The sequence below is a fragment of the Quadrisphaera sp. DSM 44207 genome (assembly GCF_900101335.1).
Lineage (GTDB): Bacteria > Actinomycetota > Actinomycetes > Actinomycetales > Quadrisphaeraceae > DSM-44207.
The window spans coordinates 878,972-891,890 of sequence record NZ_FNKA01000001.1; the positions used below are offsets into that span (position 1 = coordinate 878,972).

The following is a 12,919-nucleotide window of genomic DNA, read 5'->3' on the forward strand; positions in this document are numbered from 1 at the left end:
CCGGCCCCGCCGCCGCGTGCACTAGCGTCGGGCGGTGCGCGGCGTGCGGGTCCTCCCCTCCCCCGCGCCGGACGACGCGCCCCTCCTCCTCGAGGCGCTGGGCCGCGCGCTGGCGGGCACCGGGCCGGCGCTGCTGCCGGTGCCGGACGGCGCGCCCGGGCGCGCGCTCCTGGACGCGGCCTCCCTCGGCGCGGCGCCCCCCGGCGCGGGCGCGGACGGCGATGCGGACGGCGATGGCGGGGTCGCGCTGCTGCTGGCCACCTCGGGCTCGACGGGCGCTCCCAAGCTCGTCGAGCTGGGCGCGGCGGCGCTGCTCGCCTCGGCCCGGGCGTCGGCGCAGCGGCTGGGCGGGCACGCCCAGTGGCTGCTCGCGCTGCCGCTGCTGCACGTGGCCGGCTGGCAGGTGCTCGTGCGCAGCGCCGCGGCCGGCACCGAGCCCGTGGCGGTCGGCGAGCGCGAGCGCTCCGACCCGCGGGCCGTCGCGGCGGCGATCGCCCGCATGAGCGGCGAGCGCCGCTGCACCGCCCTGGTGCCCACGCAGCTGGTGCGCCTGCTCGAGCACCCCGGCGCCGCCGCGGCGCTGGCCGGGCTCGACGCGGTGCTCCTCGGCGGCGCGGCGAGCGCGCCGGCGCTGCTCGAGCGGGCCCGCGCCGCCGGGGTGCGGGTGGTGACGACCTACGGCGGCACCGAGACCAGCGGCGGCTGCGTCTACGACGGCATCCCGCTGGACGGCGTCGCGGTCGCGGTGGAGCCGGACGGGCGGGTCCTGCTCGGCGGGCCGGTGCTGGCCCGCGGGTACCGCGGGGACCCGGCGGGAACGGCCCGCGCGTTCGTGCGGCGCGAGGGCCGCCGGTGGTTCGCCACGAGCGACCTCGGGCGGGTGGGCCCCGACGGCGCCCTGCGGGTGCTCGGGCGGCTGGACGACGTCCTCGTCACCGGCGGCGCCAAGGTCGCCCCGGCCGCGGTCGAGGCGGTGCTGGGCGGCCTGCCGGGCGTCGCGCAGGCGCTCGCCGTCGCCGTGCCCGACCCGGAGTGGGGGCAGCGCGTGGTGGCCCTGCTCGTGCCCGCGCGCGGCGCCCCAGGGCCGCCGGACCTGGCCGCGGTGCGCGCCGCCGTCACCGCGCGGCTCGGCGCGCCGTCCGCGCCGCGGGAGCTGCTCGTCGTCGACGCGCTGCCCGAGCGGGGCGTCGGCAAGCCGGACCGCGCGGCCGCCGCCGCCCTCGCCGTCCGGCTGCTGGAGGCGGGCGGTTAGCGTCGAGTCCGTGGCGTCGGCGGAGGAGTGGGTCGAGGGAGCGCGCCCGCGCACCCTGCCCGCGGCCGTCTCACCCGTGCTCGTGGGCACCGGCGCCGCGTTCGGCGCCGGTGCCGGCTCCCTGCCGCGGGCGCTGCTGGCGGGCGTCGTCGCGCTCGCGCTGCAGGTGGGCGTCAACTACGCCAACGACTACTCCGACGGCGTGCGCGGCACCGACGCCGAGCGGGTCGGGCCGCTGCGCCTGACCGGTTCCGGGCTGGCGCGCCCGGAGGAGGTGCGCCGCGCCGCCCTGGTCGCCCTCGCCGTCGCGGCCGTCGCCGGCCTCGTGCTCGTGGCGGCGTCCGGGGCGTGGTGGCTGCTGCTCGTCGGCGCCCTGGCCGTGGTCGCGGCCTGGACCTACACCGGCGGTCCGCGCCCCTACGGGTACGCCGGGCTCGGCGAGGTCTCCGTCTTCGTCTTCTTCGGCCTGGTCGCCACGCTGGGGACGGCGTACACGCAGGCGGGCGCGGTGCCGTGGCCGGCGGTGGTCGGCGCCGTGGCGGTCGGGGCGCTGGCCTGCGCGATCCTCGTGGCGAACAACCTGCGCGACGTGCCGACCGACGCCGCGGCCGGCAAGCACACCCTCGCCGTGCGCCTCGGGGCGCCGGCGACGCGGTGGCTGTACGCGATGCTCGTGGGGCTGCCCTTCCTGCTGGCGCTCGCGACGGCGTCGTTCGCGCCCGGTGCGCTCGCGGCCCTGCTGGCCGCGCCGCTGGCGGTGCGGCCGGTGCGCGCGGTGCTGGGGGGCGCCGGTGGGCGCGCGCTCGTGCCGGTGCTCGGGCGCACCGGGGCGCTGCAGCTGGCGTACGCGCTCCTGCTCGGCGCCGGCCTGGCCGCCGGCGCGCCGTCCTGACCCCGCCGTCCTGGCCCCACCGCGCTGGCCCCACCGCGCTGACCCCGCTCGCGCGGCGTCAGCGCTGGTGCGGGCGGCCCTGGCGCAGCGCCTCGTCCTCGGCGTCCTCCGCGGCGGCGTCCGGGTCCTCCGCGGTGCGGCGGGTCGCGGCGCGCTGCTCGAGGCGGGCGACGACGGCCTGGCGGGGCCCGGCCAGCAGCACGTACGACAGGCCGGCCGAGATCAGGACGGCCAGCAGGAGCAGCAGGGGGCCCTGCACCCCGGCCAGCAGGAGGACGCCGATCACGCCCGCCAGGAGCAGCAGGCGCAGCATGGTGTAGCGGACGAACGGACCCACGCCCCCAGGGTAGGACGGCTCGCCGGGGCCTGTGGAGCGCCCGCGGGCGGCGCCTAGCATGACGGCGTGCGACCACTGCTGGCCCTGCTCGCCCTGGTGCTGGTGGTCTACGCCCTGCTCGACTGCCTGCGCCGTCCCGGCGACCAGGTGCGCGGGCTGCCCAAGGCGCTGTGGCTGGCGGTCATCGTGCTGCTCCCGGTGGTCGGCGCGGTCGCGTGGCTGCTGGCCGGGCGCGGGCGCGGTCGCGGCCCCGGCGGCTCCCGCCCACCGCAGCGCCCCGTCGCCCCGGACGACGACCCGGAGTTCCTCTGGCGCCTGGAGCAGGAGCGCCGCCGCCAGGGGCGCGAGGACCGCGAGGGCCAGGAGGGCTGAGGCCCGCGCGGGCCCCTGCGGGGTGGCCCCTCGGGCGGCGGGCTCAGCCGATGCCGGCGTAGGAGTGGTTGCCGGGGAAGAGGACGTTGACCACCCCGAAGTTGACCAGGATGCAGGCGTAGCCGGCGAGGGCGATCCACGCCGCGCGGGTGCCGCCCCAGCCGCCGGTGGCGCGGGCGTGCAGGTAGGCGGCGTAGACGGTCCAGATCACGAACGTCCACACCTCCTTGGGGTCCCAGCCCCAGTACCGGCCCCAGGCGACCTCGGCCCAGATCGCGCCGGCGACGAGCGTGAAGGTCCACAGCGGGAACGAGACGGCGATCAGCCGGTAGCTCGTGCGCTCCAGCTGCTCCGCCGGGGGCAGCGCGTCCAGGAAGCGCGCGCCCTCCACGCGCCGGCCCGCGGCGCGGCGGCGCTCGCGGCGCTCCTGCACCAGCTGCAGCACCGTGGAGGAGAACGCGATGGTGAACAGCGCGGAGGAGACGAACGCCACCGAGACGTGGATGACGAGCCAGTAGCTCTGCAGCGCCGGCACCAGCTCGGCGGACTCGGTGTAGAGGACGGCGACCGCGAGCCCGAGGGTCAGCAGCACCGGACCGACGACGAAGGCGCCGAGGAAGCGCAGGTCGCGGCGCAGCAGCACCGCCGCGAAGACGGCCGTGACGACGGCGGAGCCGGTGAGCGCGAACTCGTACATGTTGCCCCACGGCGCCCGCGAGGCGGAGACGCCGCGGGCCGCGACGGCGCCGGTGTGCAGCAGCAGGGCCAGCCAGGTCAGGGACACGGCGATGTTCGCCGCCTTGCGCCGCGCCGGGACCGGCTCACCCGCGGACGGCGGCGCGGCGGCCACCGCGACGGCGCCGCGCCCCTCGCGGACGGCGGCGGACGGCGCCCGCCGGGCGGTGTTGCGGGCGCGCACGGCCTCGCCGAGGCCGGCGAGGTCGATCGCGTACGCGCCGAGCGCGATGGTGTAGACCGCCATCGCGGAGTACACGAGGTTGTTGCTGACCTGGGCCAGCGTCTCGTCGACGGTCACGTGCGGCTCCTGCCTGCGTCGTCGTGCACCTGCTGCTGGTCGACCGCCCGCCGGACGCCCTCGAGGACGGCCTCGAGGACGGCGTCCGCCTCGGCGGCCAGGCCCGGGTCCTCGCTGCGCGCCAGCGCCCCCACCTCCAGGAGCGTGCCCTGCGCGCCGGGTGCGGGTGCGCCGGCGCGCACCCACACCCGCCGGCGCGGGACGAACAGGGAGGCCGTCAGCCCGGCGATCGCCAGGAGGGAGAAGACCAGCGCCGCCCCGCGCGCCGGGTCGGAGCGGATCGTCACGCCCGCGTAGCGGTCCAGGGCGTCGAAGGTGATGCTGCCGCGCCCGTCGGGCAGCTGCACGCCCTCCCCCGGCGCCAGCGCCGCGCTGAACGGCGCGCCGTCCGCGGTGCTCAGCTGCGTCATCCGGGAGGTGTCGAGCGTGTAGACGTTCTGCGCCACCCCGGCGTCCACGCCGAGGTCGCCGGCGTAGGCGGTGAGGACGAGGACGGGGTTGCGGGCGTCGGGGAAGGTGGAGACCGGCCCCCGCTCAGGGTCGAAGACGGCCGTGGGCAGCAGCTGCGCCTGCACGCCGATCTGCTCCGGAACGGCGTCGGCGACCTTGACCACGCCCGTGGAGCTGTAGTTCGCGTCCTGCGGCAGGAAGGGCACCTGCCCGGAGAAGGCGACCTCGCCCGTGGCGTCGCGCACGGTGATCCGCGGCGCGTAGCCGTTGCCCGCGAGGTAGACCGAGGCCCCGCCGACGCGCAGCGGCTCGTTGACGCGCAGCTGCTCGGTGCGCGGCGCGGCACCCGGCTCGTCGGTGATCCGCACGGTGGCGCTGAAGTCGCGCGGCGCCCCGAACTGGTTGCCGCCGGCGGACTCCTCGAAGCGCACCCGCAGGCCGTCGAGGACGAAGCGGAACGGCGGCAGGTCGTCCGGGTCGTACCAGGTGCCGGGGTCGAAGCTGTCGTAGGCGGCCAGGGAGTTGGCGAACGCCCGGCCCTCGGGCACGACCGCCTGCCCGCGGTAGCCGTACAGGCCCCCCGCGGCCACGGCCACGAGCACGCCGACGAGGGAGAGGTGGAAGAGCAGGTTGCCGCTCTCGCGCAGCTCCCCGCGCTGGGCGGCGAGCGAGCCGGGGTGGTCCGCGAGGCGGTAGCGGCGCGCGCGCAGCACCGACCGGGCAGCGGCGAGCACGGCCTCCGGCTCGGCGGCGACCTCGGCGCGGCGGTGCTCGGGCAGGCGCTCGAAGCGCGCGGGGGTGCGCGGGGGCGCGGCGCGCAGGGCGCGCGCGTGGTGTCGGGTGCGCGGCAGCACGCACCCGACGAGGCTGATGAACAGCAGCAGGTAGATCGCGGAGAACCAGGGCGAGGAGTAGACGTCGTAGACGCCGAGGCGCTCCAGCCACGGGCCGAGGGCCGGGTGCTCGCGCCGGTGCTCGGCGGCGGCGACCGGGTCGGCGTCGCGCTGCGGCACCAGCGAGCCCGGCACGGCGGCCACCGCGAGCAGCAGCAGCAGGAACAGCGCCGTGCGCATGCTCGTCAGCTGCCGCCACGTCCACCGCGCCCACCCGAGCGGGCCCAGGCCGACGGGCGCGCCCTCGGCGCCGTCGCCCGGCGCGTCGCGGTGGCCCTCCGGCAGCCGCGCGGACCCGCCCGCGCCACCGGGCCGGCCCGAGCGCTCGTCGAGGCTCACACCGCCACCCAGAAGCCGCTGACGAGGACGCCGAGGTCGCTCGTCCACGCCGACCACAGGCCGGTGACCAGCAGGAGCCCCAGCGCCACCAGGGCGAGCCCGCCGGCGCGGGTGATGCCCACCCGGTGGCGCCGGACGACGTCCAGCACGCGGGCGCTGCGCCGCAGACCGAGGGCGACGAGGACGAACGGGGCGCCCAGGCCGAGGCAGTACGCCAGGCTCAGCAGCGCGCCGCGCCAGGCGGAGCCGGCGTCCGTGGCCAGCGCCAGCACGGCCGAGAGCGTCGGGCCCATGCACGGCGTCCAGCCCAGGCCGAAGACCGCGCCGAGCAGGGGCGCGCCGGCCAGGCCCGCCGCGGGGCGCCAGCGCACGCGCCGCTCGGTGCGCCCGCCGGGGGCGACGCCGAGGAAGACCAGGCCCATCGCGACGACGAGCACGCCGAGCCAGCGCGCCAGCTCCGCGTCGTGGCGCTGCAGCAGCCCCCCGAGGCCGCCGAACGCCGCGCCGACGGCGACGAAGACGGCCGAGAAGCCGAGGACGAACAGCACGGCGCCGGCGACGACCCGGCTGCGGCGCTGGCGCTGCAGGTCCACGCCGGTCAGGCCGGTGACGTAACCGAGGTAGCCGGGCACGAGCGGCAGCACGCACGGGGAGGCGAAGCTGACGAGCCCCGCGAGCGCGGCCACCGCGACCGCGAGGACCACGGGGCCGGACAGGGCCGTCTCGGCGAAGCCGCCCACGCTCAGCCGGCCTCCGCCGGCACCGCGGCGCCCTCGGCGGCCTGGTCGTCCTCGGCCGGGCCGCTCTCCGCCCGCACGTCCTGGACCAGGGCGCTCAGCACCGAGGGGTCCGCGATGCCGAGCACCCGCGCGGCGGGGCGCCCCTGGGCGTCGAGGACGACGGTGGAGGGCACCGCCTGCGGCGGCACCGTGCCGCGCAGCGCCAGCAGCGCCGAGCCGTCCCCGGCGTCGAGCAGGCTGGGGTAGGGGGTGGCGAAGGTGCGCTCGAAGGCCTGGGCGGTCGCCGCGTCATCCTCGGTGTTGATGCCGAGGAAGCGCACGCCGTCGGTGGCGGTCTCCTGCGCGATCGCCGCGAGGTCGGGCGCCTCCTTGCGGCACGGCGGGCACGCGGCGTACCAGACGTTGAGGACGACGACGTCGCCGCGCCAGTCGGCCACGTCGACCGTGCTGCCGTCGGTGGTCTCCCCCGCCAGCTCCACGGGCTCCCCGCGCTCCTCGACCGCCACCGTGGCCACGGACCCGTCGCCGGCGACGTAGGACCGCGAGTCGCCCTCGCGCGCCTGCTCCCCCGCCTCCTGGCCGAGGCCGCCGCCGGAGCACCCCGCCAGCACCAGCGCAGCGGCGAGCGCGAGGCTCGCGGCGCGGGCGGGGCGCGGCGTCCGGGACGCGGCGGGGCGCGGCATCAGGCGCCCGCGACCTGGTCGGCGCCCGGCAGCAGGGCGCGCGCCGGCTCGCTGTACTCGACCCCGACGAGGGCGGTGCCGTCGAAGCGCAGGGTGGTGAGGCTGGCGAGGGTGCACTCGCGGCGGCGCGGGTCGTGCCACAGCCGCCTGCCCTCGGCGCGCCGGCGCGCCACCCAGATCGGCAGCTGGTGGGCGACGAGCACCGACTCGCGGCCGGCCGCGCGGGCCGCGGACTCGCGGGCCGCGGCCAGCACCCGCTCGGCCTGGACGGCGTACGGCTCGCCCCAGGAGGGCCGGAAGGGGTTGCGCAGCACCCACCAGTGCCGCGGGTGGTGCAGGGCGCCGTCCCCGACGCCGAAGGTGAGGCCCTCGAAGTGGTTGGCCGCCTCGATCAGCCGCTCGTCGCAGCCGACGGGCAGGCCGAACGCCGCCGCGACGGGGCGCGCGGTCTCCTGCGCCCGCTGCAGCGGCGAGGCGATGACCTCCGCGACGTCGCAGCCCCGCTCGACCAGGACGTCCGCGACCCGCTGCGCCATCTGCACCCCGAGGTCGGACAGGCCGTAGCCGGCCAGGCGGCCGTAGAGGACGCCGGCCGGGTTGCGCACCTCGCCGTGGCGCAGCAGGTGGACGGCGGTCAGCGGCATGCCCCCAGTATCGCGCGCGCGACCGACCGCCCCGCCCGCCCGCGGGGCCGCGGGGGTGTGACGTGCCCCCCACTCCCCCGCCCTCCTCGTGATCGTGCGCGCCCGGTCGGTCCACCCGACCGGACGTGCGTGATCACGAGGAGGGCGGGGTCTGCGCGGCCGCGGCGGCGCGCGCGGCGTGCGGCAGGGCGTCGAGCACGGTTCCCACGGCCTCGTCGTCGTGCGCGGCGGAGACGAACCAGGACTCGAACGCGCTCGGCGGCAGGTGCACGCCGCGCGAGAGCATCTCGTGGAAGAACGCGGCGAAGGCGCCCGTGTCCTGGCGGCGCGCGGAGTCGAAGTCCGTGACCGGGCCGTCCGTGAAGAAGATGCTGAACATGCTGCCCGCGCGGCCGACGGTGTGCGGCACGCCCGCCTCGGCGAGGGCCGCGGAGGCGGCGTCCCGGACCGTGGCGGCGACGGCGTCCACCCGCTCGTAGACCTCGGGGGTGCAGCCGCGCAGCGTGGCCAGGCCGGCGGCGGTGGCGACGGGGTTCCCGGACAGCGTGCCGGCCTGGTAGACGGGGCCCGCCGGTGCGAGGGAGGCCATGACGTCGGCGCGGCCGCCGAACGCCGCGGCGGGGAAGCCGCCGCCCATGACCTTGCCGAAGGTGAACAGGTCCGGGGCGGCGGGCTCGCCGTCCACCTCGTACGGGCCCTCGAGGCCGTACCAGCCGCTGCGCGAGAGGCGGAAGCCGGTCATCACCTCGTCGGAGATCAGCAGCGCGCCGTGCTCGCGGGTGGTGCGCAGCAGCTCCTGCGTGAAGCCGGGCGCCGGCGGGACGACGCCCATGTTGCCCGCGGCCGCCTCGGTGATCACGCACGCGATGCGCTCGCCGTGCTCGGCGAAGGCCGCGCGCAGCGCCTGCGGGTCGTTGTAGGGCAGCACGAGGGTGTCCGCGGCGCTCGCGCCCGTCACCCCGGGGGTGTCGGGCAGCGCGAAGGTGGCCAGGCCGGAGCCGGCCGAGGCGAGCAGGGCGTCGACGTGCCCGTGGTAGCAGCCGGCGAACTTCACGACGACGGAGCGGCGGGTGGAGCCGCGCGCCAGCCGGATCGCGCTCATGGTCGCCTCGGTGCCGGAGTTGACCAGGCGCACCTCCTGCACCGGCTCCACGCGAGCGACGATCTCCTCGGCGAGGGCGACCTCGCCCTCGCTGGGGGTGCCGTAGGAGAAGCCGCGCGAGGCGGCGTCCGTGACGGCGGCGAGGACGTCGGGGTGGGTGTGCCCGAGGATCATCGGGCCCCACGAGCAGATGAGGTCGACGTAGCGGCGCCCGTCGGCGTCCTGCAGGTAGGGGCCCTGCGCGCGGGCGGTGAAGCGGGGCGTGCCGCCGACGGCGCGGAAGGCCCGCACGGGTGAGTTGACGCCGCCGGGGAGCACCGCCTGGGCGCGCTCGAACAGGGCCTGGGAGGCGGGGGCCTCGTACGGGTGGGTCACCCCCCCATCCTCCGCTGCGCCGCTCAGCCCTCGCGCAGGTGGTGGGCCACCTTGGCCAGGGCGCGGCCGAGGGCGGCGACCTCCGCGGGCTCCAGGGGGTCGAACAGGTGCTCGCGCACGCCGCGCACGTGCAGGGGCGCCGCGGCCTCCAGCGCCGCGTACCCGGCGTCCGTCATCACGGCCAGCACACCGCGGCGGTCGTCCGGGCACGCCTGGCGGCGCACCAGGCCGCGGGCCTCCATGCGGCTGATGCTGTGCGTGAGCCGGCTGCGCGAGTGCACGAGGTGCTCCGCGAGCTCGGACATGCGCAGCGCCCAGTCCGAGGCCTCGGAGAGGCGCACGAGCACCTCGTACTCGGTCAGGGCCAGGCCGTGGTCGGACTCGTCGAGCTCGCGGCCCAGCCGCTCCCACAGCAGCTGCGTCGCCTCGAGGTAGTCGCGCCAGACGCGCTGCTCGGCCTCGCTCAGCCACCGGGTCTGCGACACGCCGCCAGTCTACCCGGAAGGTAGTTGAAACTTGAATCGCTGTGGGGCACCATGGTCGGCGATCACCCCGCCCCACCCTGGAGGACGCATGAGCACCACGACCCTGCCCGCGGGCCTGACCGCCGGCACCTACGCCGTCGACCCCTCGCACAGCGAGGTCGGCTTCACCGCCCGCCACGCCATGGTGACCAAGGTGCGCGGCAGCTTCTCGGACGTCGAGGGCACCGTCGTCCTGGACGAGGACGCCAACCTCATCTCGGTGCGCGCGACCGTGCAGATCGCCTCCATCGACACCCGCAACGCCGACCGCGACGCCCACCTGCGCGGCGCCGACTTCTTCGACGCCGAGCAGTTCCCGACCCTGGAGTTCCGCTCCACGCGCGTCGAGCTCGGCGGCGACGGGTTCGTCGTCACCGGCGACCTGACCCTGCACGGCGTCACGCAGCAGGTGCAGCTGGACGTCGAGGCGACCGGCGTCGCGACCGACCCGTTCGGCAACGCCCGCGCCGGCTTCTCCGCCGAGACGGAGATCAACCGCAAGGACTTCGGCCTGGTGTGGAACGCCGCGCTGGAGACCGGCGGCGTGCTGGTCAGCGAGAAGGTCAAGGTCTCCCTGGACATCTCGGCCATCAAGCAGGCCTGAGACCTCCCGCGTCGCGAGGGCGCGGTGCCGCGGCGGCGGCACCGCGCCCTCGCGCGTTCCGGGCGGTGCGCACCGCGGCGAGCACGCGCGACGAGCTGCTCACCGCCCTCGTCGTCGAGGCCTACGACGGCGTGGGCGCCGCGGTCGAGGAGGGCGCAGCACCGGCCCGGGGGCGCACGGTGCGCGCGCGCTTCGTCGCCGCGTGCCGGGCGCTGCGCGCGTGGGCGCACGAGCACCCGCACCAGTACGCGCTGCTGCACGGCTCGCCCGGCGGCGGCCGAGGACCGGAGGCCGCGCCGTCCCGGCCCCTCGCGCCGGCCCTGGCCGAGCAGGCCGCGCAGGTGGCGCAGGTGGCGGAGCACCTGGGAGAGGCGGTCGGCCCCGAGGTGCTGGTGCGGGCGGTGCGGGTGTGGACGGCGCTGCACGGCCTGGTCTCCTGCGAGCTGTTCGGGCAGCTGGCCCGCACCGTCGACTCGGCGGACGCCCCCTTCGCCCCTGCCCCCGGACCGCTGTTGTGCGCCCTCCTGCGCTCCTACGCGGTGCTCGACCGCAGGAGGGTGCACGACAGCGGTGCCCCGCGGCGCTGAGGACCTGCCCGCCCGCTCCGGCGCCACCCCTGCTGTCCACAGGCCGAGGCACGGTCGCCCACGGACGCGCGTCCGGGCGCGACGCTGCAGACCATGGCGAGACGACGGACGCCGGAGGCGCTCCCCGAGGTCTTCAGAGGCGCGGACGCCGTCGCGGCCGGCCTGCTGACGGCGTCGCAGCTGCGAGGGCCGCACGTGCGACGGGTGCTGCGCGGCGTGTACCGACCGGCGTGGGTGGAGCTGACGCACCCGCTCGCGTGCCGCGCCGCGGGGCTCGTGGCTCCAGGGACGGCTCGGCTGACCGGACGCTCCCTCGCCACGGTGCTCGGCGTCGAGCTCGCCCGCCCGACGGACCCCGTGGAGATGGTCCTGCCCCACGCCGAGGTGTTCCGCTCCGGCGGCATCGCGGTCCGCCGGGCCGTCGCCGGTCCCCTGGGTGACGGCAGCTGGCGAGGGGTGGCCGTAGCGCACCCCCTCCGGATGGCCTTCGACCTCGCGGCCCGTCGTGACACCCCGACGGCGACGGCCTACCTGGACGCGGTCGTCAGGGCCGGTCTCGTGGACGTCGCGCCTCTGTCCGCGTGGCTCGCGGAGCGGTACGAGGCGGACGTGCGAGGAGTGCGCCTCGCCTGCTCGCTCGTCGACCCGAGGGCCGCCTCCGTGCCCGAGTCACGGGTGAGGGTGATCCTCGCCCAGGCGGGGATCCGGGTCGCGGTCCAGCACGACGTCGTCCACGGCGGCAGGTTCGTCGCGCGCGTGGACCTGGCCGTTCCAGAGCTACAGGTCGCCGTCGAGTACGACGGCGCCTGGCACGCCCTGCGCGAGCAGCTCGAGCGCGACCGGAGGCGGTCGAACGCTCTGCAGGCCGCAGGGTGGACCGTCGTCCACGTCACCGCAGCGATGCTCAAGGACCCGCGGGCCGTGGTCGAAGCCGTGCGCGCCGCCATCGCCCGCGCCCGCGCCGTCCGCTGACGCGCTGTTGTGCGCCCTGTTGCGGTCGAGGAGACCCAGGACGCGCTGTTGTGCGCCCAATTGCGGTCAAGGGGCCCAGGGACGCGCTGTTGTGCGCACAACAGCGGCGCGGCGAGCGGACGGAGGGCGGCCTCAGCCGCGGCGCAGGAGGGTGGCCACCTCCGCCGCCCAGTACGTCAGGGTCGCGCTCGCGCCCGCTCGCTGGATCGACAGCAGCGACTCCAGCACCGCCCGCTCCCGGTCGATCCACCCGTTGGCCGCCGCGGCCTCGACCATCGCGTACTCCCCCGACACCTGGTACGCCCACACGGGCACGTCGACGGCCGCCGCGACGTCCGAGAGCACGTCCAGGTACGGCAGGGCGGGCTTGACCATCACGACGTCCGCGCCCTCCGCGACGTCCAGGCGCACCTCGCGCAGGCCCTCGCGGCGGTTGCCGGGCTCCATCTGGTACGAGCGCCGGTCCCCCGTCAGCGCCGAGTCGACCGCGTCGCGGAACGGCCCGTAGAACGCCGAGGCGTACTTGGCGGCGTAGGCGAGGAGGACGACGTCGGAGCGGCCCTCGGCGTCCAGCACCGCGCGCACCGCGCCGACCTGCCCGTCCATCATCCCGGACAGGCCCAGCAGCGACGCGCCCGCCGCCGCCTGGGCGAGCGCCGTGGAGCGGTACCGCTCCAGCGTGGCGTCGTTGTCGACCCGCCCGGCGGCGTCGAGGACGCCGCAGTGCCCGTGGTCGGTGAACTCGTCCAGGCACAGGTCGGCCATGACCACCGCGGCGTCCCCGACCGCCTGCGCCACCGCGCGCAGCCCGGTGTTGAGGACGCCCTCGGGGTCGTCCGCGCCCGAGCCGCGCGCGTCGCGCACGGCGGGCACGCCGAAGAGCATCAGCCCCCCGACGCCGGCGGCGACGGCCTCCTCGGCCGCCTCCACGAGCGAGGGCACGGTGTGCTGGACGACGCCCGGCATGGAGGCGACCGGCGCGGGCGAGCGCAACCCCTCCTTGACGAACAGCGGCAGCACCAGGCGCGCCGGGTCCAGGCGCGTCTGGGCGGTCAGCGACCGCAGCGCCGGCGTGGCCCGCAGGCGCCGCGGCCGCTCGAGCGGGAAGCCCACGGCG

15 protein-coding genes are annotated in these 12,919 nt (G+C 77.5%); 6 read left to right on the forward strand and 9 right to left on the reverse strand.

Annotated features, from left to right (window positions below; all coding sequences use genetic code 11):
- Positions 1–34 precede the first annotated feature (34 nt).
- Positions 35–1,252, forward strand: coding sequence for an o-succinylbenzoate--CoA ligase (gene menE / locus BLS82_RS04140; RefSeq protein ID WP_092861780.1), 1,218 nt, complete (start codon positions 35–37; stop codon positions 1,250–1,252).
- Between the two features lie 10 nt (positions 1,253–1,262).
- Entirely contained in the window at positions 1,263–2,144 is an 882-nt protein-coding gene (locus tag BLS82_RS04145) for a 1,4-dihydroxy-2-naphthoate polyprenyltransferase (RefSeq protein ID WP_092861782.1), read from the forward strand.
- 58 nt (positions 2,145–2,202) lie between these two features.
- On the opposite strand, the gene BLS82_RS04150 is transcribed toward BLS82_RS04145, so the two are convergent.
- Positions 2,203–2,481 (reverse strand): DUF4229 domain-containing protein, encoded by a 279-nt coding sequence (locus BLS82_RS04150; protein ID WP_218123519.1) that lies wholly within the window; start codon positions 2,479–2,481, stop codon positions 2,203–2,205.
- 66 nt (positions 2,482–2,547) lie between these two features.
- On the opposite strand from BLS82_RS04150, the gene BLS82_RS04155 reads away from it, so the two are divergent.
- The gene (locus BLS82_RS04155; protein WP_092861784.1) at positions 2,548–2,853 is read left to right on the forward strand and encodes a PLD nuclease N-terminal domain-containing protein; all 306 of its coding nucleotides are present in this window, start codon (positions 2,548–2,550) and stop codon (positions 2,851–2,853) included.
- A 43-nt stretch (positions 2,854–2,896) separates the two neighbouring features.
- Here BLS82_RS04155 and ccsB read toward each other — a convergent pair whose 3' ends face one another.
- From ccsB to BLS82_RS04190, 7 genes are all read right to left on the reverse strand, one after another.
- Positions 2,897–3,889 carry a c-type cytochrome biogenesis protein CcsB gene (ccsB, locus tag BLS82_RS04160; RefSeq protein ID WP_218123520.1) on the reverse strand — a complete coding sequence of 331 codons (993 nt, stop codon included), beginning with the start codon at positions 3,887–3,889 and terminating at the stop codon, positions 2,897–2,899.
- Positions 3,886–5,571 (reverse strand): cytochrome c biogenesis protein ResB, encoded by a 1,686-nt coding sequence (locus BLS82_RS04165; RefSeq protein ID WP_092861786.1) that lies wholly within the window; start codon positions 5,569–5,571, stop codon positions 3,886–3,888. The genes ccsB and BLS82_RS04165 overlap by 4 nt, the downstream gene beginning before the upstream one ends.
- On the reverse strand, positions 5,568–6,311 hold the full coding sequence (locus BLS82_RS04170; protein WP_092861788.1) for a cytochrome c biogenesis CcdA family protein: 744 nt from the start codon (positions 6,309–6,311) through the stop codon (positions 5,568–5,570). The genes BLS82_RS04165 and BLS82_RS04170 overlap by 4 nt, the downstream gene beginning before the upstream one ends.
- Positions 6,312–6,313: 2 nt before the next feature.
- Entirely contained in the window at positions 6,314–6,994 is a 681-nt protein-coding gene (locus tag BLS82_RS04175) for a TlpA family protein disulfide reductase (RefSeq protein ID WP_092861790.1), read from the reverse strand.
- Entirely contained in the window at positions 6,994–7,638 is a 645-nt protein-coding gene (locus tag BLS82_RS04180) for a histidine phosphatase family protein (RefSeq protein WP_092861792.1), read from the reverse strand. Before BLS82_RS04180 ends, BLS82_RS04175 begins: the two co-directional genes overlap by 1 nt.
- A 133-nt stretch (positions 7,639–7,771) precedes the next feature.
- Entirely contained in the window at positions 7,772–9,115 is a 1,344-nt protein-coding gene (gene hemL, locus BLS82_RS04185) for a glutamate-1-semialdehyde 2,1-aminomutase (RefSeq protein ID WP_092861794.1), read from the reverse strand.
- 23 nt (positions 9,116–9,138) lie between these two features.
- Complete coding sequence (locus BLS82_RS04190) at positions 9,139–9,600, reverse strand: MarR family winged helix-turn-helix transcriptional regulator (protein ID WP_092861796.1); 462 nt, start codon at positions 9,598–9,600, stop codon at positions 9,139–9,141.
- Between the two features lie 88 nt (positions 9,601–9,688).
- Between BLS82_RS04190 and BLS82_RS04195 the strand changes: the two genes are divergently transcribed.
- From BLS82_RS04195 to BLS82_RS04205, 3 genes are all read left to right on the forward strand, one after another.
- The gene (locus tag BLS82_RS04195) at positions 9,689–10,243 is read left to right on the forward strand and encodes a YceI family protein (protein WP_092861798.1); all 555 of its coding nucleotides are present in this window, start codon (positions 9,689–9,691) and stop codon (positions 10,241–10,243) included.
- Between the two features lie 65 nt (positions 10,244–10,308).
- Positions 10,309–10,830, forward strand: coding sequence for a TetR-like C-terminal domain-containing protein (locus BLS82_RS04200; RefSeq protein ID WP_092861800.1), 522 nt, complete (start codon positions 10,309–10,311; stop codon positions 10,828–10,830).
- Between the two features lie 93 nt (positions 10,831–10,923).
- Complete coding sequence (locus tag BLS82_RS04205) at positions 10,924–11,802, forward strand: endonuclease domain-containing protein (RefSeq protein WP_092861802.1); 879 nt, start codon at positions 10,924–10,926, stop codon at positions 11,800–11,802.
- Between the two features lie 132 nt (positions 11,803–11,934).
- Here BLS82_RS04205 and hemB read toward each other — a convergent pair whose 3' ends face one another.
- Positions 11,935–12,915, reverse strand: coding sequence for a porphobilinogen synthase (hemB, locus tag BLS82_RS04210; protein WP_218123523.1), 981 nt, complete (start codon positions 12,913–12,915; stop codon positions 11,935–11,937).
- Positions 12,916–12,919: the final 4 nt, after the last annotated feature.